At 48.3% G+C, this 23,017-nt stretch carries 19 protein-coding genes; 16 read left to right on the top strand and 3 right to left on the bottom strand.

From position 1 onward, the window contains the following. The 7 genes from AC3WTP_RS04945 to AC3WTP_RS04915 form a co-directional block, all read left to right on the top strand. Positions 1-494 (top strand): hypothetical protein (locus AC3WTP_RS04945; protein WP_492393474.1); only part of this gene is annotated, 494 nt, incomplete at its 5' end. 198 nt (positions 495-692) lie between these two features. Continuing rightward, positions 693-1,121, top strand: coding sequence for a cell wall hydrolase (locus AC3WTP_RS04940; protein ID WP_492393473.1), 429 nt, complete (start codon positions 693-695; stop codon positions 1,119-1,121). Positions 1,122-1,369: 248 nt separating this feature from the next. Then, positions 1,370-1,846: a spore coat protein GerQ gene (gene gerQ, locus AC3WTP_RS04935; protein WP_492393662.1), complete on the top strand. Its 477-nt coding sequence runs from the start codon at positions 1,370-1,372 to the stop codon at positions 1,844-1,846. A gap of 218 nt (positions 1,847-2,064) precedes the next feature. After that, a complete protein-coding gene (locus tag AC3WTP_RS04930; RefSeq protein ID WP_492393472.1) occupies positions 2,065-4,596 on the top strand; it encodes an S-layer homology domain-containing protein in 2,532 nt (843 codons plus the stop codon). A gap of 253 nt (positions 4,597-4,849) precedes the next feature. Beyond that, on the top strand, positions 4,850-5,773 hold the full coding sequence (locus AC3WTP_RS04925) for an AraC family transcriptional regulator (RefSeq protein ID WP_492393471.1): 924 nt from the start codon (positions 4,850-4,852) through the stop codon (positions 5,771-5,773). A gap of 81 nt (positions 5,774-5,854) precedes the next feature. Beyond that, entirely contained in the window at positions 5,855-6,679 is an 825-nt protein-coding gene (locus AC3WTP_RS04920) for an aldo/keto reductase (protein ID WP_492393470.1), read from the top strand. A 207-nt stretch (positions 6,680-6,886) separates the two neighbouring features. After that, on the top strand, positions 6,887-8,842 hold the full coding sequence (locus tag AC3WTP_RS04915; RefSeq protein WP_492393469.1) for an ATP-dependent DNA helicase: 1,956 nt from the start codon (positions 6,887-6,889) through the stop codon (positions 8,840-8,842). Between the two features lie 66 nt (positions 8,843-8,908). Here the strand turns inward: AC3WTP_RS04915 and AC3WTP_RS04910 are convergent, their stop codons facing one another. After that, positions 8,909-9,598 (bottom strand): 3'-5' exonuclease, encoded by a 690-nt coding sequence (locus AC3WTP_RS04910; RefSeq protein ID WP_492393468.1) that lies wholly within the window; start codon positions 9,596-9,598, stop codon positions 8,909-8,911. Positions 9,599-9,919: 321 nt separating this feature from the next. Here AC3WTP_RS04910 and AC3WTP_RS04905 point away from each other — a divergent pair, with 321 nt between their 5' ends. From AC3WTP_RS04905 to AC3WTP_RS04890, 4 genes are all read left to right on the top strand, one after another. Further along, positions 9,920-11,185 carry a glucuronate isomerase gene (locus AC3WTP_RS04905; protein ID WP_492393467.1) on the top strand — a complete coding sequence of 422 codons (1,266 nt, stop codon included), beginning with the start codon at positions 9,920-9,922 and terminating at the stop codon, positions 11,183-11,185. A gap of 53 nt (positions 11,186-11,238) precedes the next feature. Continuing rightward, positions 11,239-12,306 carry a mannonate dehydratase gene (uxuA, locus tag AC3WTP_RS04900; protein WP_492393466.1) on the top strand — a complete coding sequence of 356 codons (1,068 nt, stop codon included), beginning with the start codon at positions 11,239-11,241 and terminating at the stop codon, positions 12,304-12,306. A gap of 100 nt (positions 12,307-12,406) precedes the next feature. After that, a complete protein-coding gene (locus AC3WTP_RS04895; protein ID WP_492393465.1) occupies positions 12,407-13,051 on the top strand; it encodes a bifunctional 2-keto-4-hydroxyglutarate aldolase/2-keto-3-deoxy-6-phosphogluconate aldolase in 645 nt (214 codons plus the stop codon). After that, positions 13,048-14,064: a PfkB family carbohydrate kinase gene (locus AC3WTP_RS04890; RefSeq protein WP_492393464.1), complete on the top strand. Its 1,017-nt coding sequence runs from the start codon at positions 13,048-13,050 to the stop codon at positions 14,062-14,064. Before AC3WTP_RS04895 ends, AC3WTP_RS04890 begins: the two co-directional genes overlap by 4 nt. Before the next feature lie 354 nt (positions 14,065-14,418). On the opposite strand, the gene AC3WTP_RS04885 is transcribed toward AC3WTP_RS04890, so the two are convergent. After that, positions 14,419-15,423, bottom strand: coding sequence for a LacI family DNA-binding transcriptional regulator (locus AC3WTP_RS04885; protein ID WP_492393463.1), 1,005 nt, complete (start codon positions 15,421-15,423; stop codon positions 14,419-14,421). Between the two features lie 859 nt (positions 15,424-16,282). Between AC3WTP_RS04885 and AC3WTP_RS04880 the strand changes: the two genes are divergently transcribed. Next, entirely contained in the window at positions 16,283-17,857 is a 1,575-nt protein-coding gene (locus AC3WTP_RS04880) for an FAD-dependent oxidoreductase (RefSeq protein WP_492393462.1), read from the top strand. A 544-nt stretch (positions 17,858-18,401) separates the two neighbouring features. Here AC3WTP_RS04880 and AC3WTP_RS04875 read toward each other — a convergent pair. Then, positions 18,402-19,322: an aminoglycoside phosphotransferase family protein gene (locus tag AC3WTP_RS04875; protein ID WP_492393661.1), complete on the bottom strand. Its 921-nt coding sequence runs from the start codon at positions 19,320-19,322 to the stop codon at positions 18,402-18,404. 211 nt (positions 19,323-19,533) lie between these two features. Between AC3WTP_RS04875 and AC3WTP_RS04870 the strand changes: the two genes are divergently transcribed. The 4 genes from AC3WTP_RS04870 to AC3WTP_RS04855 all read left to right on the top strand — a co-directional run bounded on the left by AC3WTP_RS04870 (position 19,534) and on the right by AC3WTP_RS04855 (position 22,966). Continuing rightward, positions 19,534-20,379, top strand: a complete 846-nt coding sequence (locus AC3WTP_RS04870) for a helix-turn-helix transcriptional regulator (protein WP_492393461.1) — start codon at positions 19,534-19,536, stop codon at positions 20,377-20,379. 216 nt (positions 20,380-20,595) lie between these two features. Next, entirely contained in the window at positions 20,596-21,429 is an 834-nt protein-coding gene (locus AC3WTP_RS04865; protein WP_492393460.1) for a transporter substrate-binding domain-containing protein, read from the top strand. A gap of 113 nt (positions 21,430-21,542) precedes the next feature. After that, positions 21,543-22,187 (top strand): amino acid ABC transporter permease, encoded by a 645-nt coding sequence (locus AC3WTP_RS04860; protein ID WP_492393459.1) that lies wholly within the window; start codon positions 21,543-21,545, stop codon positions 22,185-22,187. A 26-nt stretch (positions 22,188-22,213) separates the two neighbouring features. Then, positions 22,214-22,966 carry an amino acid ABC transporter ATP-binding protein gene (locus AC3WTP_RS04855; RefSeq protein ID WP_492393458.1) on the top strand — a complete coding sequence of 251 codons (753 nt, stop codon included), beginning with the start codon at positions 22,214-22,216 and terminating at the stop codon, positions 22,964-22,966. Positions 22,967-23,017: the final 51 nt, after the last annotated feature.

The following is a 23,017-nucleotide window of genomic DNA, read 5'->3' as shown; positions in this document are numbered from 1 at the left end:
CAAATGCAGCAAACAGCGGTTACACGAATGCGGCAGCAGGTAACTATACAAATGCAGCAAACAGCGGCTACACGAATGCGGCAGCAGGTAACTATACAAATGCAGCAAACAGCGGCTACACGAATGCGGCAGCAGGTAACTATACAAATGCAGCGAACAGCGGCTACACGAATGCAGTAGCAGCTAACTATACAAATGCAGCAAACAGCGGCTACATGAACGCTGCTAACAGCAGCCTCGCGAACACAGCTAGCGGCAGCTATACAAGCGCAGCGAACAACAGCTATACGAATGAAGCAGCAAATAACTATTCGAACGCAGCGACTCAGTCGTTTGGCGGCTATCAGCTTGGAGCTTATTCGAACTACCAGCCAGCTGGGCAAGTTCAAAGTGTAACTGCACAGACCCAAGGCGCGCATCAAAATGTTGTTCCAAATCAATACCAGTCTTCTGGACAAGTACAAAGCGTTACAGCTCAAACGCATAACGGATAACACAAAGTCGAAGAACTGCCAATAAAGGCGGATTGCATGGATGTCACATTCCAGCAATCCGCCTTATTCATTGTGGGCTGCCTGCCTGATGAACAAAGGAATCTTGAACGTTAGCTGCTCCATGCTGAATGAAGTTGCTGTAACCAAATAGGCGTATACACATATACTGGTATCGTGTGAAAGGGGGGAATGAGCGACATGGCAGTAATTAAAACGAATTCGGAAGACACCAAATTGTTGGCGCGTCTGATGCGGGCTGAGGCTGAAGGCGAAGGCGAGATGGGGATGCTGATGGTTGGCAATGTAGGCGTTAATCGAGTCTTAGGCGATTGTTTGGACTTTATAGGCATACGCAGCATTCCGGATATGGTTTATCAGAGTCCGGGAGGATTTGAAGCAGTTCAGAAAAGCTATTTTTATCAAAGTGCCAGAGAGCGGGAAATTCGCCTTGCGACTAGAGCGATCAATGGCGAGCGCACATGGCCTGCTAATAATGCATTATGGTTTTTTCGACCTGTGGGTGACTGTCCGCCAACTTGGTACGATCAAGCAAATACAGGACGTTTCAAAGCTCACTGCTTCTTTGCGCCATCTGGTGATGATTGCCCGCGAGTTTATAGTTTTTAATCGCATGTTTCCTAACATGCGGCATTGTGTTGATAAGGTGTAACCAAAAACAAGAGACAGCAGAGTGCTGAGAGGAGAGAGCAACAATGTCTTACATGACCTACAATTTTCCGGTGCAGCAAGCAGGCGGCGGATTCGTGGGAGCACATTTAAGAAATTGCAATTGCAGCGGTAGAGCGGGAGGTGGCAGTATGCCAATGTATTCACAGCCAAGCGGTATGGTTCAGCAAGGAATGATGGGTTCACAGATGCCAATGCCAATGCATCATCATATGCCAAATCCAAATATGCCAAATCCACATATGCCAATGCCAATGCCAATGCCAATGCATCCACAGATGCAGATGCAGATGCAGCCTCAAATGCAAACAGGAACTATGCCTCCGCAAGCAACCAGCGGTGATTATATCATGCCAGGCGGCACTGTTGTTCCAGGACCTAGCTTTGAGCAGTCATATGTCGAAAATATTTTGCGTCTGAACTTAGGCAAAGTAGGTACCTTCTACATGACCTATGAGAACAACTCGCAGTGGAATGCCAAAATATTCAAAGGCGTGATTGAAGCTGCTGGGCGCGATCATATCATTATTAGCGATCCTGTAACAGGTCAACGTATATTGCTGCTGATGATCAATCTTGACTACGTCACGTTTGATGAGCCGCTTGTATACCAATATCCTGGTGTTACCGGCAATCCTCCAACTCGAATCAGCGAACAGTCTTAACAATCTGTTTGCTTACCCAGCTGCAAGCCGCAACCGAATGGTTCGGCTTGTTTTGCTGTGTGCAGAGGTTGGGGAACACAATCACTGCTACTTTGAACAACATCGACTGTTACGAAGGACAAATACATATGAAAAAAGTTCCAATACAATAGTGGGAGAGCTGATGTCTAGGCAGAATCGGCCTAACTACATTTAGTACTTGAAAGGAGAGTTCATCATTGTTTAAACGAAGATTGTCTGCGACACTAGCCGTAGCCATGATTAGCATGAACGTGCTGGGACTCGGGGGCGTGCAACCTGTCTTCGCCGAAGAGCAGCAAGCTAATGTGAAATCGCTCTTGAAGGTTAGCAACAGCGGATTTGAGGAGACGGACAGTGAGAATAAGATTCCTGGCTGGGAAGTAACAAGTCAAGAAGATGAGCAATCATCGCTAAAGGTATCATCCGAGAAATTTAAATCAGGCAGCAAGAGCTTACATTTGAAAGACACAAGCACTACAGCTAAGGCTTCACTGCAATCCGATAAGATCGACGTACTGCCGGGGAGAGAATATGTAACTAGTGCTAACTTCTATGCTTTTAATCCTACATCAACACCGAATGCAGAGCAGCCACAGAATAGCAATAAGATAGCATTCGAAGTTCAATACCTTGATAACAATGGAGATGTCATCTCTGTTAATGATCAGACGTTGAGCACAGTGGTGGACGGTCCTTCAAATGACTGGGAAGCTGTCGAGCTTACGACTACCGCGCCAGCTGGCGCGCAATCGATGAGAATACTTTTCTCCAGCGCTGCTGAAGATACGGCATTATTCTATATTGATGATGTAACTGTATCCATTGAAGTTGATCAAGCAGAGCTGCCAGTTACAGAAGTCGTGTATCCTGTTAAAGCAGCAGATCTTGCCGCTGGTTCTAACTTCAAGCTTGAAGTTAAAGCCGAGCAGGATGCGATCATCGAAGTAACTGAGAATGGAGTGCTTGTTGCGGAAGACGAAGGGAAGGGAGATGAGGTAGTATCCCTGCTCATTAAAGAGCCTGCTGTCGGAAAACATGAATATAAAGTCTCTTCTTATGCAAAGGGACTCGGTTCAGGTCAAGCAGTTGACGTTCCAGCAGTCACGGTTCATGCCTTTAAAGGCATCCAACTGGATAAGGAAAATGTGCGACTTCAAGAAGGAGCACAGCACACAGTCGTTACGCAGGCTGTATATGGCCCAGTTCTGCAGGACATCTCTTCCTTCGTTAAACTGGAAGCATCCCCGCAGAGCATCGTTGAAATTAACGGCAACCAAGTTAAGGCTGTAAAAGAAGGCGACACTGTTGTTACCGTAACTTACGGTGAGAAGCAGGCGAAGCTGAATGTTAAGGTCAGCAACAGCACGGAAGACCTCATTGCATCCTTGAAAATTACGCTTCCTAAGACTACGATCTCCGTTCAAGAATCCGTTTATGCGGCAGTATACGCCGATTATTGGATTGGCGAAGATCGGAAGACGTTAGAGATCAAGGAAGGCGTTACATTAACAGCAAATCCATCGTATAACGTCAAGATTGATGGACTCAAGGTAACAGGCGCTGCCAACGGCAAGACAGTAATTCAAGCTGTATATGAAGATACCAAAGCAACTTTTGAACTGACCGTTGAAGGTGGAAACACTGGCGGCGGTGGGGGCTGGTTCCCTCCAGTAGACAATAGCGCCAAGCAGAAAGCAACCAAAGAACAGCTTCAGCTTAAGAATGGTGTAGCCAGCATTACATTCGAGAAAGGCAAGCATGAGTTGCTGGTACCTGTTGGTGCTATCGAGTGGTTAGCGGATGGTATACTGGAAGTTGTGAGAGATGAAGCAACTTTAAGAATACCTGCAAGCATGCTTAAAGATATGCTGGATAAACTGGAGCTGAAGGCCGATAAGGTCGACTATTTCTCCATTACGTTGAAGCCTACGACGGACGGAGCAGTACTGGTCGAGCTGGCGGTTATCGAGAAGAACGGCAAAGTACATGCGTATAAGGACTACTCGAAGCAAGTCCAACTGCTAATGCCGATTCCAACAGGCAAAGATGCTCGATTCCTCGGTATCTATTCAATCGTTAAAGACAAAGCAAACGCATTTGTTGGCGGTAAGCGCAGCGGCAATATGCTGACAGCAAACCTTCAAAGCAATGGTGAATATGCAATAAATGAATTTAATAAGTCATTCACAGATGTCCCATCCAGCCACTGGGCTTCGATGGCGATTCGCACCTTAACTGCTAAGCACATTGTCAATGGCGTTAACGATACACAGTATCGCCCGAATGGCCTCATCACACGCGCAGAATTCGCGGCTATCGTGGCGAGAGCATTCGAGTTGAAGGCGCCTGCTAATGTGAAGACAAAGTTCAAGGATGTCAGTGATAACGCATGGTATGCGGAAGCGGTAGCAGCAGCTTATGCGGCTGATGTAACGAGAGGCTTGTCAGCGGACACATTTGCGCCTAACGCGCAGATTACGCGTGAGCAGATGATCTTGATGCTCGTGAGAGCTGCCGATGCAAAGTCAGATGGTAAGGAAGTTAATCTAAAGCAGAAGTTTAAAGACGCTAATGCGATAAGCAGTTGGGCACAAGAAGCAGTGAGCATCGCGGCAAGCAAAGGCTGGGTTCAAGGCAATCCAAACGGTAAATTTGAGCCGAAAGCTACTGCAACTCGAGCAGAGAGCGCGATGATGATCTACAACCTATTCGAAGACGTATTCAAGTAATGAGCAAGCAATCCGGAAGAGACGAATGTCTTTTCCGGATTTTTTGTGTTTATTAAAGTTGCGGGCCTTTAGTACCGATTTATCGAGAAATCGAATAAGGATAATTAACTGAATATTCGACGCAAACGAACAAAAGATGCTGTCGAAACAGGACATTTGTACGAAATGCAGCTTGAAATAGCAGTTAGACAGAAACCTTTTCGGGCTAGGATGCGTCGAACAAAATAACAGTAAAAACCAAAGGAGGGATAGGATGGATGCTTTCATATCTGATCTTCGCAATAAACAAGTTGTGTTCGAATATAGCTACTTGGAACGCCCGCTCAAGCTAGGTCATACGATCCTTAATCAAGCGATGGATATTTGCTTAATTGATGAAATGGAAGGGCATCCATTGAGGAAAAGTGAATATCTATTGATCTACATGGTTTCTGGAGCGGGTGTACTGTCCATTGGAGATGAGGAATGGGTTTTGAATGAACAGGAGTATATTCTTGTAGATGCTCCATCGAAGTGGAGATTGACGAACAGCATCACATTCTCTCCTATGCGAATCCTTACACTTTACATACAAGATAAATGGTTGAACCCGATCGAAATAGGAATTGTGGACAGCATGCATTCGAGTGTTGAGCGCCCCTTGCAAGGGAAAGATACGGGAACGCTATACGATCAATTAGTTGAATTGTTGAAGGAGCTGGCGAATGAAGACTTGTTCGCGCCCGCTATGGCGGAAAGCTTGCTGCGTCAGATCATCATCCGTATCTGTCGCGCGGAGCAATCATTGCCTGATCAACAGGTGACGGACATATCTCCATCTATAGATTCGAAGAAAGAACTGATCTATCAAATGATTCGATATATGGATGACCACAACTTGAAGATCAAGGAACTCAAGCATATGTCTGAGATACTGGGGTACAGCTACTCGCATCTGTCGCATGTATTTCGAGAAGAGATGGGAGAGACACTGCAGACGTATTGGGCACGCAAAAGAACGCTTCAAGCCAAGAAGCTGCTGGAGGCTGGTCAACTGAGTGTAACCAAGATAGCGGAAATACTGCATTATCAATCCATTCATTCGTTCAGCAAAGCGTTTAAGAAGTCGGTGGGTGTTACTCCGAGCGAGTATCAAGAACAATTCCGCGCATGTGAGAAGCAGTCGGTATTGATGTAACGCATATTTGCTTCGATTTATTTGAGAACATATAATATTATATTGAATAGAACGTAACCCTACTTTATTAGGAGGTTTATCATGATCATTACATTGAACAATGGCGTACGTATGCCGCAGCTTGGCTTGGGAGTATGGCGTGTGGCTGAAGGACAAGAAGTGGAGAATGCAGTGCTGACTGCATTGCAAACGGGATACCGCCATATTGATACAGCTGCTGTATATCAGAATGAAGAAGGCGTAGGCAATGCATTGAAGCAATCAGGGATCGCTCGTGAAGATATCTTTGTGACAACGAAGGTGTGGAATGCTGACCAAGGCTATGATGCAACGCTTAAAGCATTTGACGTAAGCGCGAGCAAGCTTGGACTGGATTATGTTGATCTCTATCTCGTACACTGGCCAACACCGGAGCGGGACTTGTATGTTGATACATATAAAGCATTGGAGCAACTGTATGCTGATGGCCGCGTCCGCGCTATTGGTGTATCGAACTTCCATATTCACCATCTGGAGCGCTTGATGAACGAAACGAGCATTAAGCCTGCGGTGAACCAAGTGGAATGCCATCCACGCTTGATGCAGCGCGAGCTGCGTGAATTCTGCAAGCAGCATGATATTGTTCTGGAAGCATGGAGTCCGTTGATGCAAGGCGGAGACATCCTGCAGGATGAGCAGATTGCTGCAATCGCGAGCAAGTACAATAAGACTGCAGCGCAAGTCATCATTCGCTGGCATCTGCAGATTGGCAATATCGTGATTCCGAAGTCGATTACGCCTGCTCGTATCCGCGAGAACTTCGATGTATTCAACTTTGAATTGACGAATGAAGATATGGAAGCAGTTAGCAGCTTGAACCAAGACAAGCGTGTTGGACCGGATCCGCAGGATATGAACGCAGTCTAGAGTTGTAATATCAATAGCAGGCCATCTGAAGCTTATTCAGGTGGTCTGCTTTTTTTATTTCCATGAACTAGGAATATATTTTTGTAGCACTTTGAAATCATTGTATGCAATAATAGTGGTTTGGACATGCATTGATATGGAGCATGCTTATGAAGTAAGAATCGATTGTAGTAATCAAGTACAGTCTTATTGGAGGCTAGAATAGTAGTGGAACGATACCCTTTTGCATATAATCCGTCCGAATCCTTTCATCAGCAGGTGAGCGACTGGATAGCAGATGTATTCTATGACTTATTGCCTGAAGCGGGCTTTGAAGTACGCGATGAGCAGATTTTTATGGCATTTCAGTTGGAGCGGGCATTTGCGGAGAAAAGTACGATATTTGCAGAAGCAGGTGTCGGTACTGGCAAGACCTTGGCCTATCTCTTGTATGCCGCGTGCTATGCCAGACAGAGCCGGAAGCCGGCGATCATCGCCTGTGCGGACGAATCGCTAATCGAGCAGCTGGTTAAGCCGGAAGGTGATATCGCCAAGCTGGCGCGTCACTTGGATCTGCAGATCGACGCGCGATTAGGAAAATCGCCTGATCAATATGTATGTCTGAATAAGCTGGATCAGATTAGCGGCCAAGGGGAAGACGATGAGCGGTATTTCGCAATCAAGGCGGAGCTTCCAGACTTCGTCTACTCGCCAGGCACGATGCAATCCTTCTATCCGTATGGGGATCGCAAGGAATATCCGGATCTGAATGATGAGCAGTGGAAGCGAATCGGCTGGGATCCATTCCAGGATTGTCTCGTGTGTGATAAGCGCCATCGCTGCGGGCAGACGTTATCGCGGGAACATTACCGCAAGTCAACGGATCTCATTATATGCTCGCATGATTTCTATATGGAGCATGTGTGGACTTATGAGGGCCGCAAGCGTGAAGGACAGCTTCCGCTCTTGCCAGAGCATAGCTCAGTCATCTTTGACGAGGGCCATCTGCTGGAAGCGGCTGCACAGAAAGCATTGACGTACAAGCTTAAACACTCGGCATTTGAGGAAATTGTTTCTCGATTACTCCAAGGTGAAGTGCGGGAAGAGCTTGCCGTTGCAGTAGACGAAGCGATCATGCACAGCGACAGCCTATTCGAGCGGCTTAGCCGTCAAAGTCAGCATATTGCGGGCTCTGACCGCAAAGAAATTCTTTACGATGAAGCTTTGCTCTCGGATATGAACCGATTCCGCGAGATGATTGCTGCGATTGAGGAAGAGCTCGTATTTGAGAGCGGACTGTATTCAATCGACAGCTATCAATTGCGAATCGTCGAGGAGCACCTGGAGATGATGGGACTCGCGCTGAGCTTATTCGGCCAATCCGAAGGCTTGATTTCATGGCTTACAGAAGATTCATCCGGTCTGACGCTGGTCATTATGCCAAGACTCGTCAAGGAAGTGCTGAAGGAGCGCGTGTTCTCGCAGCAGAAGCCGATCATATTCTCTTCCGCTACGTTGTCGCTTGACGGTTCATTTGATTATGTAGCAGACAGCTTGGGGATCGAGAACTATTTGTCATTTTCCGTAGAATCGCCTTATGAATATGCCGAGCAGATGAAGCTCTTCATTCCTCCGGCAGCAAGCGATGGGTCAATTGAGAGCAAGCTCAAGCTCACCATCAAGCTTCTTAAGCAAACGGAAGGCAGAGCGCTGATCCTGTTTCCAAGCCATGAGGAGATGGCGGTATTCAAGCAGCTCATCACAGACCATCCGGATGTCCGAGATCTAAAGTTCTGGTATGAAGGCGATCGAGAAATAAGTCATATCATATCCGCCTTTCAGCAGGATGAGCATAGCATATTATGTGCCGTTACCTTGTGGGAAGGATTGGATATTCCAGGACCGTCTCTATCCAATGTAATCGTCTGGTCCATGCCGTTCCCGCCGCATGATCCCGTGTATACGGCCAAACGTCGAGCCTCCGCTTCACCTTATGAAGAAGTTGATATGCCTTACATGCTGCTTCGACTGCGACAAGGAATCGGACGATTAATTCGTTCGCGTGAAGATCATGGGGTCGTGGCGATACTCGGAAAGGAAATGCAAATGGATAAACATGTGCGTGATAAAGTGCGCGAAGTGATGCCAAACGGGGTAGAGTGGGAAGAGTTGAGTCTTAAATAAAGCAAGGGCGACCCCAAGGGGCCGGCAGTTCATCATACGATAAGAATGATAACTTATTATTATGAACTACCGGTCCATGCTGTTGCCCGGGTTATTGAAGCGAAGCATCGCGAGCGATGCAAAGGGGTTGTTCTTGTCTGTATCTTCATCAGACGTGTCTTGATAGATGAGATTGGATTCATACTCGGCATGATCGGATGTTTCATTGCGCTGCAATTCAATTCGATCGGCAAAGTGTAAATATACAAGCCCAGTATTGTACGCGTCATCGATGGCTCTATGCTGAGAACCGACAAATTCGATGTTCAGAGCTTCCAGGGCTGGCTTGAGGCCAATCTGTTGATTGCCTGTGCGTCCCATCAGTGTAGAGATGGGCTTCTGCAGATTATTGCAGTTGCGCAGCCAGTGCAGCGGGATCTTCTTCATCCGGCATTCTTTAACAAATTGGATCTTGTCGTCCAAACCCCAGGAGCACAGCGCATATTCATCCGTATCGATCCACGCGATGAACTGATCCAGTACGTCCTGCAGGCCGTCCGCCTGATTCACATCTTGTTGGGTTATGCCTGTAAATGCGGTTGTATCGCGCGATAATTTTGGGGTCAGGGACGGTTTCACAAACGCTTGAAATCGATCTATAATAACCGGTCGGCCTTCTTCTTCCGTTACCTTTACGGCTCCGATCTCAATAATTTCAGAGATTTGCCCTTTCTTGCGAGTGACGGTCATCTCCAGATCGTAGACTATAGCTAGCATATTAGGTCCTCCTTTCAGTACGCCTCGCATTGTGCCATTGTATCACATCCTTCTAGCAAAAGGGATTGGAATTCACTAGTAAACCACAAAAATAGGTTGTCAAATGCAATTCGCATGACGCGATCAGAGATATTCGCATATTGTGAGAACTTGCAGAATAACAGTTAAGATAGGAAGTAATATTTTTTATACATTGTTAACGTGTGTAATATGGTATACATTTATGACTAAGTGATAGAAGGCTTATTTACATATATATTCATTAAGAAAAATGCACGCGTTAACATTACAAAATACGCACTGGTGGAGGTTCATATTGATATGGTCATATCCAATGCATCCGATCTGAAACCATTTGTGTTCAGAACCGTGAAACAGACAGCAGTTACAGACATGCATACGCATTTGTATGCGCCATCATTCAACAATCTACTGCTATATGGTATGGATGAGCAGCTAACATACCATTATTTGACCTCGGAAGTGATGCGCCATTCCTCGCTATCCTATGAGGAGTACTGGGCATTATCTGCACGAGAGCAAGCCGATCACATATGGCAGACGCTGTTCATCGATCATTCACCCTACAGTGAGGCTTGCCGCGGCGTGTTGACATCGCTGCAGAAGCTCGGTCTCGACACGGGGACGAGGGACTTGGCAGCATACCGCCAGTGGTACGATCATCAATCGACGGAAGACGTTGTTCGCTTCGTACTTGAGAAGGCTAATGTCAAGGACGTCGTGATGACCAACGATCCATTCGATGATGCGGAGCGAGAGCTGTGGTTGGCTGATACGGACGGCGATCTGGTAAAGGATGCCCGTTTCCATCGCGCACTGCGTATCGATCCGCTGCTGAACGACTGGCCTAACAGCTACAAGAAGCTGCAAGCATGGGGATACGTTGTGAAGGAGCGGATTACAGCTGACGATACTGATGCGCTCGCTGAGATTGTCCGCTTCTTAACCGATTGGGCGCGGCGAATGGACGCGCTATATATGGCCGTTTCACTGCCGAGCGACTTCGCTTACCCTGTTGACGATACGAGATCGCTGCTGATCGATCGCTGCATCATGCCTGCGTGCTCGGCGGTTGATATCCCGATGGCGCTTATGATCGGCGTCAAGCGGAATGTGAATCCGGAGCTTCGACTAGCCGGGGATATGCTTGGACGTTCTGATATTGAGACGGTTGAACGACTATGCCGCCGTTTTCCGCACAACCGATTCCTGGTCACGATGCTGGCACGTGAGAATCAGCATGAACTGGCAGTGCTGGCTCGCAAGTTCCGCAATCTGATGGTATTCGGCTGCTGGTGGTTCTTGAATGTGCCGTCCATGATACAGGAAATGACCGCGATGCGCTTGGAGCTGCTTGGCACGAGCGTTATTCCTCAGCATTCGGACAGTCGGGTATTGGAGCAGTTGCTGTATAAATGGAGTCATTCACGCGAAATGATTGCTAACGTGTTGACCTCCAAGTACGAGGATATCATGCGGACAGGCTGGAAATTAGAGGAGCATGAGATTGAGCGGGATGTTCAAGATCTGTTATCCAACAATTTCTGGAGGTATGTAAAGAAGTAGAACTCATAGATTCTTCTGATTGTATACGTGTTATATATGAGGAGGCGCGCGCGATGAGAATGACGTTTCGCTGGTATGGCGAAGGCAATGATTCCGTAACTCTTGATCAGATCAGGCAGATTCCAGGCGTAGAAGGGATCGTGTGGTCGCTGCACGATATGCCTGCCGGAGAAGAGTGGCCGCTCGAGCGCATTATGGCGGAGAAGGCTAACATCGAGAAGCATGGCTTCCACATGGATGTCGTCGAAAGTGTAAATGTGCATGAGGACATTAAGCTAGGCTTGCCGACACGAGATCGATATATCGAGAACTACAAACGCACGATTGAGAAGCTGGGCCAAGCCGGAGTTAAAGTCATATGCTATAACTTCATGCCCGTGTTCGACTGGACGCGCACGGAGCTGTTCAAGGAGATGGAGGACGGCTCAACGGCACTATTTTTCGAAAAAGCGATCGTTGACGATATGGATCCGATGGATCTGGTGCGTAAAGTGGCGGACAATTTAGCATTTACGATGCCAGGCTGGGAGCCCGAGCGCTTGCGGCATTTGACCGCGATGTTTGATAAGTATAAGCATGTTTCCCTTGAGGATCTGTGGGACAACTTGCAATACTTCTTGGAACAGGTCATTCCTGTGGCAGAGGTTCATGACATCAAGATGGCGATCCATCCGGATGATCCGCCGTGGCCGATATTCGGATTGCCAAGAATCATTACGGGTAAAGCCAATATTCAGCGCATGTTGAATCTCGTGGACAGCCCGTCCAACTGCTTGACGATGTGTACAGGCTCTCTGGGCGCTAATCCGGATAATGATGTGGCTGATATCATTAGAACATATGCAAGCCGCATTCCATTCGCGCATATTCGCAACGTGCGCGTCTATGAGAATGGGGATTTCATAGAAACATCGCACCGCGCATGCGACGGCTCAGTCGATATAACCGATGTTGTGAAGGCTTATCACGAGAACGGATTTAACGGTTATGTTCGTCCGGATCATGGGAGACATCTGTGGAATGAGAAATGCCGTCCAGGCTACGGATTGTATGATCGCGCGCTCGGCATCATGTATTTGTGGGGGATATGGGATTCACTTGAACGGGAACGCAATCGCTAAGTAGATAATGTGAAGTATAAACGATCGTTTACGAACACCGTGGGGCTGAACCCTAACATGAGAGCACTGCCCCTATTGCATAAATAGAGGAGGAATAGTGTTGAACAAATACGAAGTGCTGCAGCTGGTTGAACAGATCGGAGTAGTTGCGATCGTGAGAGCGAATACGGTGGAGGAAGCGAAGCAGATCTCAATCGCATGTGCGAAAGGGGGAATTCCGCTTATTGAAGTCACGTATACGATTCCTGGCGCAACGGAGGTCATCCGCGAGTTAAACATGGAGGAGCCAAGCTTGATCGTTGGCGCAGGCACGGTTCTGGATGCGGTGACGGCGCGAATCGCGATCTTGGCAGGCGCGAAATTCGTCGTGTCTCCTTATTTCGATCAGGAGGTTGCGGAGATGTGCAATCTGTACCGGATTCCTTATATGGCGGGCTGCATAACGATTGCGGATATCGTTCGCGCGATGAAGGCCGGCTGTGATGTGATCAAGCTGTTCCCAGGCAGCGCATACTCCCCTTCCTTCGTGAAGGACATCAAAGGGCCGCTTCCTCACGCGCAAATCATGCCGACTGGCGGCGTCGACTTGAACAATATCGGCGAATGGATACGCAATGGCGTCACAGCGGTTGGTGCAGGCAGCCAATTGACGAAGGGCAGCCCAGAACAGATTCGAGCGACAGCCGAGCAATTTGTCGCGAAAGTGAACGAAGCGAGGAGCAAGCTTAAGGCGGGGATCGCATGAATCGCATCGTAACCTTCGGGGAACTGATGCTTCGTCTCTCGCCGCCAGCTTATCAGCGATTCCCGGGAAGTCAGTCTTACGACGTACACTTCGGCGGAAGCGAAGCCAATGTTGCGACCGCGCTGAGTCGCTGGGGGCTCCCAACTTCTTATGTTACGAAGGTCCCTGCGGATACCCTTGGAGATAGTGCGATTCAGGCTCTGCGATCTGCGGGAATAGATACTTCTTCTGTCGTTCAAGGCAAAGGAAGAATAGGAATCTATTATCTAGAGCAAGGGTATTCGATTCGACCGAGCAAAGTGATCTATGACCGCGCGAATTCGGCAGTTGCGCTGGTGCGGGTTGAGGAGTTTGATATCGAACGCGCTCTAGAAGGAGCCTCCTTGTTTCATGTGTCGGGCATAACGCTCGGAATTAGCGAGCATGCGAGTAAGATCGCGAAAGCGTTCATTGCGGCGGCTAAGCGCAAGGGCATTCCCGTGAGCTTCGACGTTAATTATCGAAGCAAGCTGTGGACGCTTGAAGAAGCGCGGGCAGGCATAATCGAAATAATGGATTCGGTGGATGTGCTGTTTGCAGGGCATCTCGATATGACGAATCTATTGGGTATAGAGCCTGACTTCGAGCTTGTGAAAGGCGAGGAGGCTGCCTATATCGAGCATCTATATCGTAAATTAATGGCTCGATATCCACAGCTTCAGTTAATGGCTTGCAGCATTCGCGAGATGATCTCGTCGTCGCGGAATCGTTATCAGGGTGTGCTGTTCAATGGACAGGTGCTGTATGGTTCCAAGGCATACGATCTCGATATAATCGATCGAGTCGGAACTGGCGATGCGTACGCTGCGGGTGTGTTATATGCATACCTTACGGGAAAAGAGTTCGCTTACGCGGTGGAGTACGGTGCTGCAGCAGCGGCGATCAAACATACGATTCCAGGTGATGCACTTATTGCGGCTGTTACCGAGGTTGAGGACACGTTTAATTCCGAAGGGTATAAGATTCAACGATAGCTTGTTGTAATTGAAGAGCCTTTTCCCATGCGTATGGCTGAATCTCAACAGCAGAATGGATGCAGGGAAAGGGCTCTTTTATATGCTGCGCGAGTAGAGGCAGCAGCGAGGTAGCTTACTCGGTTGAAGTGGACAGAGAATCCGCTATTTGAGGATTACCGAGCAAATTTGGAGTTTGGCGGACACAGAATCCGTTATTTGCTTCGGATGGAGTCATTTTCGGTTGATTTGGAGCAAATAACGGCTCCACGGTCCGTTAGCTCGTCGAATAAGCGGTAATGTCAGCAAATAAGGGATCGTGTGTCCGCGAGTCTGCCATCCCCGCAATCTCCGCCATTCCTCCCGCCTCCAATCTTAAGCGAGCTCGCCAACAGATGCTCGTTCAATGATTTCCGTACCTATGTAGATCTTCTCTCCAGGATAACCTTGCTGCTCCATAATCGTCAGCAGTCTCTTCGCACCTTCTTCACTGACATTGCAGATCGATCGTTTGACGGTCGAGAGCGAAGGGGTTAAGTATGAGCCATAAGGGCTGTCATCAAAGCCCATGATTGAAATATCGTTCGGAATGTGCAGGCCAGCTTCATGTATAGCCTTCATAGCTCCAACCGCCATCTCGTCATTGCAGCAGAATACAGCTGTCGGGCGATTCGAGATCTGAAGCAGCTGCCGCATCGCGGTATAGCCGCTCTGCATCGTGAAGTTTCCATTTATAATAATGTCACCTTCAACAGGAAAGTGGTTGTCCATCAGCGCTCTCATATATCCTTCTTTACGTTCTTCAGCCGCCTTAAAGCCGCTCTTGCCCTCAATTAATGCTATGCGCTTATGCCTCTTCGCGATCAGATAACTGACCGCATCGTATGCTCCCTTTCGGTCCGCAGGCAGGATGTTGATCAACTGACTTTCATTGATTTCTCGATTCAGCACCACGAGAGGGATTTTCTTGCTAATCACATGGTAGATGAATGAATTGTCCTGCTCGCTCTGACTCATTAGAATGATCCCATCGAAACGCTGGGAATCGATAGTTGTATAGTTGTCGTTATAGTGATCGATCGATTTCACGACCAGATTGTAGTTTTCTCTAATGATATTGTTTACCCCTCTTACGGTCTCAAAGAAAAAGCTGTGAGAAGTCTCTTGATTCATCGTAGAGAAGAATAGACCGATATTATGCGATTTGCTGAGGACTAAGTTCTTCGCGTTATAGTTCGGCACATAGTTCAGTTCTTTCGCGAGCGCTTTAATCTTGGTCTTCGTATCTTCGTTAATAAGCGGGCTGTCGTTAAGTGCTCGGGATACGGTTGTATGTGAAATGTTCAATATTTTAGCTATATCTTTGATGGTTACAGCCATAGAATCATGACGCTCCTCTAAACTTGATTATCTTCATTATACTTGATTGAATGCAAAAAGCCTTTAACAACTTGATGCTAACTGGAGCTTTTAGATCCTCTCATTGTGGGGATTTGGGAGTTCTTTTTATTTGAAAGCGACACCATAATGTTGGTATATTTGACAATATATCCATTCACAGGATAATGAATATGTGATATCTTCCTTAGATACAGATAGTATAGTTACCTATTTTTGATCAGTCTGACGGGATGGACGCCATATGGGCTTCGCCGTATGGAAAGTTTTCATGGAACAAGCCTGATTCCAAGTCTATCATCCTTCATAAGGAAGGTACGATTCGGATAAGGTCATATCCAGATAACGGATGGATGACGACATTCCAATCCATATGAAGCAAGATATCGTATTTGATCGCAGGTATTTGGAACGTCCTTAAATGATGGGGAAGCTAGTTATGGATCAAGTGAAGGGCAGCTGTTTCCACGGAGAACTGCAAGCGTTTACGAAGAGATCGGATAGATATGTGATGCTCTATATGGTCTTGGGGCGGCGTTCTGAATTTCGGTGCTGAACAGATTCCAATATGTGAGAGAAGTTATGTTATCGCGGCGTGTCTGGAAGATATGATGTTAGTTAATAGCTGCTCCACTGCGAACCGTTGCCCTACTATTGTATGGCGCGGCATCGGATATCGTATATTCCGATTTGTACGAGCTAGTTGAGATCAATCAGGACAGCCGTATTGCAGGTGAAGATAATGGCAAGCAAGATCTGTACGGCAACGCTGCAGAGAAACGGTTGTGAATAGAAATCATGAGCCAGATATCATTAAAAGCCTGGAGAGGGAGATTGTGATATGAGGAATACGATGTGTGCAGATGTCATTATTATTGGCGGAGGCACAGGAGGCTGCGCGGCCGCGCTGTCAGCCGCACAGATGGGGAAGACGGTTATTATGACGGAAGAGACGGATTGGATCGGCGGTCAATTGACGAGCCAGGCCGTTCCGCCGGATGAGCATCCTTGGATAGAAGAATTCGGCTGTACAGCGAGCTATCGCCGATTTAGACAACAAGTCCGCGACTATTATAGCCGTGTCATGCCGATTGCAGATTCGGTCGATCCTTATAAGCCGTTCAATCCCGGTAACGCAATCGTCAGCCGAATCAGTCATGAACCGCGCGTATCACTAGCGGTGCTGCATGAGATGCTGGCTCCGCATATCAATAGCGGACGAGTACAGATTCTGTACTGCTACACAGCATGTGAGGCTGAAACTTTTGGAGATGACGTTGTGTCGGTTACGGTTCACAGCGCGGCAGATGGCGACAAGATCATATTGACAGCACCATACTTCGTCGATGCTACCGAAGAGGGCGATCTGCTCCCGCTCGCTGGTGTTGAATACGTCACAGGCTCTGAATCGAAGGCGCAAACGGGTGAGCCGCACGCTCTGGATGGAGAGGCTGATCCACAGGATATGCAGGCGTTCACCTACTGCTTCGCGATGGATTATATCGAAGGCGAAGACCATACGATCGAGAAGCCGGAAAGCTATGATTTCTGGAGACAATATAAAGCGGATTTCTGGCCGGACCAGCAGCTCAGTTGGATGGGGCTCGTGCCGCATACACTTGAACCGGTTAAATACAGTTTATTTCCTGACGACGTCTATTTCTCCTTATGGTTGTATCGTCGTATCGCAGATAAGGCACAGTATGCTGAAGGCACCTATAAGAGCGATATCACGCTCGTTAACTGGCCGGCTAACGACTACTGGCTCGGTTCGATAATCGATGTGAGCCCGGAAGAACGTGCGCGGCACCTGGAGAATGCGAAGCAGCTAAGCTTGTCCTTGCTGTACTGGATGCAAACTGAAGCACCGCGCCCAGACGGCGGTACTGGTTACCCAGGCTTGCGCCTGCGCAAGGACGTCGTCGGCACGAAGGATGGTCTGGCGAAGAGCGTCTACATTCGCGAATCTCGCCGCATTCAGGCGGAATACACGATAGTGGAGCAGGATGTGAGCAAAGCATGCAGACCAGACGGCAAGGCAGCTGATTACGATGACTCTGTCGGCGTCGGCTGCTATCGGATTGACCTGCATCCAAGCACAGGATTGCGTACCTACATCGACGTATCGAGCCTACCGTTCGAGATTCCGCTCGGCAGTCTTATTCCGAAGCGGGTCAACAATCTGCTTCCTGCCTGCAAGAATATCGGCACGACGCATATCACGAACGGCTGTTACCGCCTTCACCCGGTAGAGTGGAACATTGGCGAGTCTGTTGGACATCTGACAGCGTTTTGCATCGACAACAACGTACTACCTCGCCAAGTTCGCGCGCAGCGGGAATTGCTTGAAGCCTTCCAAGCGCAACTTGTGCAAGCCGGCGTTCAATTAAAATGGCCGAAGGTTCACGCGGTATAATAGAAAGTTGAGGGGCTTTCCCAACGGCAGGAACTAAGCTGCCTGAGGGAAGGCCCTTTTGTTGCGCCGATCTAGCTCAGGTCACGCCCACCGAACCCAGTCTCGACACTGTAACCCGGTTTTTCCCCGTAATCTCACGTAACCTGTGAGTTTCGCCCGCTGTAACGTGGAAAAAACCTGTTGTCTCGCGCGAGACTACCCATCCGTGCACATTCTCGACACTGTAACCGGGTTTTTCCCCGTAATTTCACGTAACCTGCGAGTTTCGCCCGCTGTAACGGGGAAAAACCCTGTTATCTCAAGCGAGCCGCCTCATCCGAACCCGGTCTCGGCGCTGTAACCAGGTTATTCCCCGTTATCGCACCAAACTTGCGAGTTTCGCTCGCTGTAACGGGGAAAAAACCAGTTATCTCGCGCAAGCCACCCCGGCCCCACAGGTCTGAGACGTCGGAAATGAACGTCTCAGTGGCTAAATGCGGCGCGAGCGAGGTCTGAGACGTCGGAAATCGACGTCTCGGGCTTAAAGTGAGCAGCTTCCACTGTACTAGATTAGCTTCTCGATAATCGCTCTAATCTCGCGAATATCGGATAACTGCGAAGCATCCTTCTCCGCGAACCTTTCCAGCAGCAGCTTGACGAAGTTCGCGCCAAAGTCATGCATCAACACGCCATAGAAGCATTTTTCCACAAAAGCTTCACGACCAGCATCACCAGCAAATGCCCGAATCAAGCCTGGGTCACAGTCGAACAGATCAAACAGAATGGGCGGATATTCATACTCCAATGGTGCGATACTGCTGTCAGCATAGTCGATAATATAAATGCCGCCGTCGCCGCTAATAATGACATTATCAGCAGTCAGATCACCATGCACATACACGAGATCAGAGGTGTCGTACGCTTGCAGCAGTGCAAGCACTTGATCTCGCATTGTATTGGAAAAACTGTTCCAGCGTGGATTATTCTTGGCTCTTATGTATACACTAGGAAGCTCTTGCTCATTCGAGGCTGCAATATTCAGCTTGTCCATATTCACCCGGAGCTTTCGCACGAAGTCCAGCCGCTCGGCTGCAGCAGATGATTTCAGCGCAGTGCCTGCTGCAGTCCCCTCAATATACTCCATGATGATGTACCGAAATAGATACTTGTCCTGCATGCCGGATGCCGCAATGATTCGAGGAGCATTCAGCCCGAGCGCAAGTGCCTTACGCATGCCGGATAGTTCTGCATAATAATCAATCTCCGTATTTAACCCCGATTCGATCGGAGCAAAGATCTTCAGCACATACGATCCGACTTTAAAGACCACATTGGTTCCAGGCGTTACCTGTTCGATGAGCTCTTCACAATCTACTCCTGCCTCTTTCAGCATAATCGCCTGAATGAGCGGTGCGAATGCAGGTATGGATTGATATACATTTCCCCATGAACCCCAGTCCGTTAGTTCTTCCTGAAATAGATGCATCAAGTTCTGCCCGCCTTTCTCTATAAGATGAACACATGACTTACGAAGCTGTTTAATCCATAATGAGACAGTGTGGATTTATTATCAATAGAATCTATAGCCTATAGTTGAATTCGCCAGAGTTAATATAGATCTGAAACGCATGAGTTCGCAATGCAAGTCAAGAAACACTGCTGGAGGTTGAGCTATTCTTGTCATAGGAGGTGAGAACATGGAGCGGTGGGAGAAGGTTCAAGCTGTACAGCGAATGCAGGATTACATTCAGGCACATATGAAGGAAACGATCACGCTGAAAATGCTGGCAAAAGCAGCAAACTATTCACCTTGGCACTCAGCCAGAATATTTAAAGAATTGACTGGAAAGGCGCCTTTCGATTATATAAGGGCTCTTCGTCTGTCGCATGCGGCGATGATGCTTCAAGAGAGAGAAGCGCGAATCGTGGATGTCGCATTTGACTTCGTATTTGGCTCTCATGAGGGCTTTACGAGAGCATTTTCGAAGCAATTTGGAGTGTCTCCTCTATATTACAGCAAGCATGCTCCAGACATTAAGCTGTTTATTCCTAGTCGAATCCATGAAGACTACCTTACTATGCATAGAGGAGAGATAGAGATGAGCGAACAGAAGAAGGCAAGCACTGTGTTTGTGCAAGTCGTGGATCGACCAGCAAGAAAAGTGATTCTGAAGCGGGGCATGAAGGCTGCCGAATACTTCGAATATTGTAAAGAGGTCGGTTGTAACGTTTGGGACGTACTCACCAGTATCCAAGATGCGCTGTACGAGCCAATTGGAATGTGGATGCCTGCTAACCTGCAGCCAGAGGGATATGAGATCATAGATCTGCCTCCATGCAAGATGATGGTATTTCAGGGACAACCGTATGACGATGAAAAATTCAGCGAAGCTATCGGTGAAATGTGGAGTACGATGAAAAGCTACAATCCTGAGCTATATGGTTTCGAGTGGGCAGATGAAGACGCGCCGCGATTCCAGCTCGCACCGTTGGGATACCGAGGTTATATTGAGGCTAGACCGGTAAGGCCGCTAGCTAAATAAGAAGCAGCCGCGATCGTCAGATTACTGACTGATGCGGCTTTTCTATTCTAATGGGCCAGGGTAAGCTATATCAAAAGCGGCGGCAAGGTATTTTTTTAGCATTTTCAGAGAAAAGTATTGTCATGAACATAAAGAAGAGTTATAATCCATACTACACTTATCGGAATTTAAGAGTTTAATCCGTGAGTTAGGCTATACACCATTAGGGGGCGCACCATGAATAGAATGTGGAGTAAACGATTATTGATCATTACCGTAATAAGCATCATGACCATTATAGCCGCAGGCTGTACAGCAGGCAAATCTGCAGACGGCACGGCTCCAGCGGGAGCGAATTCGCTTGAGACGATTAAGCAGAATGGCAAGATCGTCATCGGGATGATGGGCACTTACCCGCCATACAACTTTATGAATGAACAGAAGCAGATCGACGGCTATGACGCAGATATCGCTCGCGAAGTCGCGAAGCGGCTCGGTGTGGAAGCGGAGCTCGTGACTGGTGAATTCTCCGGACTAATTGAAGGATTGCAGCGCAATAAATTCGATGCGTTGGTCAGTCAAGTAACCATTACAGAGGATCGTAAGAAATCGATGGATTTCTCGGACCCGTATATTAAGAATGCTGTAAATGTTGTCGTGAAGGCTGACAATAATGAGGTTAAATCCGTTGATGATTTTAAAGGGAAGAAGATTGGTGTCGGATTAGGCACAAATGATGAGAAGTATTTGCGCGATGTGGTGCAGCCTAAGGTCGGCGAGTTTGAGATTGTGACGTACAACGATGTATTCACCTCGCTGATGGACTTGAACACAGGGCGAATCGATGCTACAATTAACAATCTATTTGCTTTGAAGCCGCTGGCGGATCAGAACAACCTGAAGATCAAAGCAGTTGGCGAGCCGATTAAAGAGGACGTTGCAGGCATAGCAATCCGTAAGGATCAGCCTGAACTGCTAGCAGCGATCAACAAGGCGCTTGCGGACATGAAGGCGGATGGTACACTGGCGAGCATCCATCAAAAATGGTTTGGTGTTGCTCCAACACTGTAATATTATAATGTGAGTGAAGATGCGGCGATAGCGAACATGATCTGTTGGTTAGAAACCAAGCAGAGCAGCGCTGTCGTCGCTTGTATTTGTTCAACTAGGGGGAACGGAGCATTATGGATCTTGTGTTAGAAAACCTCGGGTTTTTATTAGAAGGGGCTTACTTGACGCTCAATCTGACAGTGGTATCGATGTTTTTTGGACTGTTGATCGGTCTATTCGTCGCCATCGTTCGATTGAAAGCAAGTAAGCCTTTTCGACTGCTTGCGCAGTTTTATGTGTCTATCATTCGCGGGACGCCGATTATCGTGCAGGTATTTATTATTTATTTTGGACTGCCGGATTATGGGGTGAATCTGAGCCCGATAACGTCGGCATATATAGCATTAAGCATCAATGTTGGCGCTTATCTGTCTGAGACGTTCCGCGGGGCGATCATGTCGGTGCCGAAGGGGCAATGGGAAGCGGCGGCATCGCTCGGCCTGTCGCCGTGGCAGGTGATGAAGCGCGTCGTGCTGCCGCAGGCTGCGCGCATCGCCATTCCGCCGATGGGGAATACGTTCATCGGCATGCTGAAGGAAACGTCGCTCGTCTCCTTCGTGACGGCGACGGAGCTGCTGCGATCCGCGCAATTGCTGATCGCGCAGTACTATGTGGCGATGCCGTTTTACATCGCGATCGCCATTATGTACTGGATCATGAGCACAGGATTCTCAGCTATATTAAGCCGCATCGAAAAGAAACTGGCTAAGGCTTACTAGGAGACGAAGGGGAGTGCGGTTACATCATGATTGCTGTTAAGGACTTACAGAAGAAATTCGGCACACAGCAAGTGCTTGACCATATTGATATGACGGTGAAGGAAGGCGAGATTGTCGTTCTGCTCGGCCCAAGCGGCTCAGGTAAGAGTACCTTGCTCCGCTGCCTGAATGGATTGGAGCTGCCTGACGGGGGAGAGATTCGAGTCGGTAACGCAGTCTGGAACGCGAACACGAAGTCTAAGGAACGCAAGGCAGCGCTGCAGAAGGTGCGCGCTCACACCGGGATGGTATTTCAACAGTTCAATTTATTCCCGCAGATGACGGTGCTCGGGAATGTGATCGAGGCCCCAATCACGGTGAAAGGGATGTCGAAGGCGGATGCAGTTGCCATTGCGGAGCGCTTGCTGTCCAAGGTCGGTCTTCTTGAGAAAAAGGATGAGCATCCATCTCGTCTATCAGGCGGGCAGCAGCAGCGGGTCGCGATTGCGCGCGCGCTGGCGATGCAGCCCGATATCATGCTGTTTGATGAACCGACATCAGCGCTTGATCCTGAGCTGGTTGGCGAGGTGCTGAAGGTCATGAAGGAGCTTGCGGCGGAAGAAGGCATGACGATGCTCGTCGTGACGCATGAGATGAAGTTTGCCCGCGAGGTGGCGGATCGCATCGTGTTCATGAGTGACGGTCGAATCGTAGAGGAGAATGACCCAGAGTCGTTCTTCAGCGCGCCGAAGACGGAGCGGGCGCAGCGATTCCTGCGCCAATTGTCGCAAGAGGAATAGAGGCGTGAAATAGCAAGACCACCGATTATCCTATGTATGAGGATGCTCGGT

Source organism: Paenibacillus sp. EB106-04-04-XG159 (genome assembly GCF_058791835.1).
Note: the sequence above shows the minus strand (reverse complement) of the source record. Positions and strands in the feature narration are given on the sequence as shown.

What these genes read in the sequence shown, in the direction of transcription:
- AC3WTP_RS04920 (WP_492393470.1), top strand. Translation starts at nt 5,855, where the DNA reads ATGATCATTACATTGAACAATGGCGTACGTATGCCGCAGCTTGGCTTG.
- AC3WTP_RS04870 (WP_492393461.1), top strand. Translation starts at nt 19,534, where the DNA reads ATGGAGCGGTGGGAGAAGGTTCAAGCTGTACAGCGAATGCAGGATTAC.
- AC3WTP_RS04925 (WP_492393471.1), top strand. Translation starts at nt 4,850, where the DNA reads ATGGATGCTTTCATATCTGATCTTCGCAATAAACAAGTTGTGTTCGAA.
- AC3WTP_RS04885 (WP_492393463.1), bottom strand. Translation starts at nt 15,423, where the DNA reads ATGGCTGTAACCATCAAAGATATAGCTAAAATATTGAACATTTCACAT.
- AC3WTP_RS04905 (WP_492393467.1), top strand. Translation starts at nt 9,920, where the DNA reads ATGGTCATATCCAATGCATCCGATCTGAAACCATTTGTGTTCAGAACC.
- AC3WTP_RS04880 (WP_492393462.1), top strand. Translation starts at nt 16,283, where the DNA reads ATGAGGAATACGATGTGTGCAGATGTCATTATTATTGGCGGAGGCACA.
- AC3WTP_RS04865 (WP_492393460.1), top strand. Translation starts at nt 20,596, where the DNA reads ATGAATAGAATGTGGAGTAAACGATTATTGATCATTACCGTAATAAGC.
- AC3WTP_RS04860 (WP_492393459.1), top strand. Translation starts at nt 21,543, where the DNA reads ATGGATCTTGTGTTAGAAAACCTCGGGTTTTTATTAGAAGGGGCTTAC.
- AC3WTP_RS04940 (WP_492393473.1), top strand. Translation starts at nt 693, where the DNA reads ATGGCAGTAATTAAAACGAATTCGGAAGACACCAAATTGTTGGCGCGT.
- gerQ (WP_492393662.1), top strand. Translation starts at nt 1,370, where the DNA reads ATGCCAATGCCAATGCATCATCATATGCCAAATCCAAATATGCCAAAT.
- AC3WTP_RS04890 (WP_492393464.1), top strand. Translation starts at nt 13,048, where the DNA reads ATGAATCGCATCGTAACCTTCGGGGAACTGATGCTTCGTCTCTCGCCG.
- uxuA (WP_492393466.1), top strand. Translation starts at nt 11,239, where the DNA reads ATGAGAATGACGTTTCGCTGGTATGGCGAAGGCAATGATTCCGTAACT.
- AC3WTP_RS04875 (WP_492393661.1), bottom strand. Translation starts at nt 19,322, where the DNA reads ATGCATCTATTTCAGGAAGAACTAACGGACTGGGGTTCATGGGGAAAT.
- AC3WTP_RS04855 (WP_492393458.1), top strand. Translation starts at nt 22,214, where the DNA reads ATGATTGCTGTTAAGGACTTACAGAAGAAATTCGGCACACAGCAAGTG.
- AC3WTP_RS04910 (WP_492393468.1), bottom strand. Translation starts at nt 9,598, where the DNA reads ATGCTAGCTATAGTCTACGATCTGGAGATGACCGTCACTCGCAAGAAA.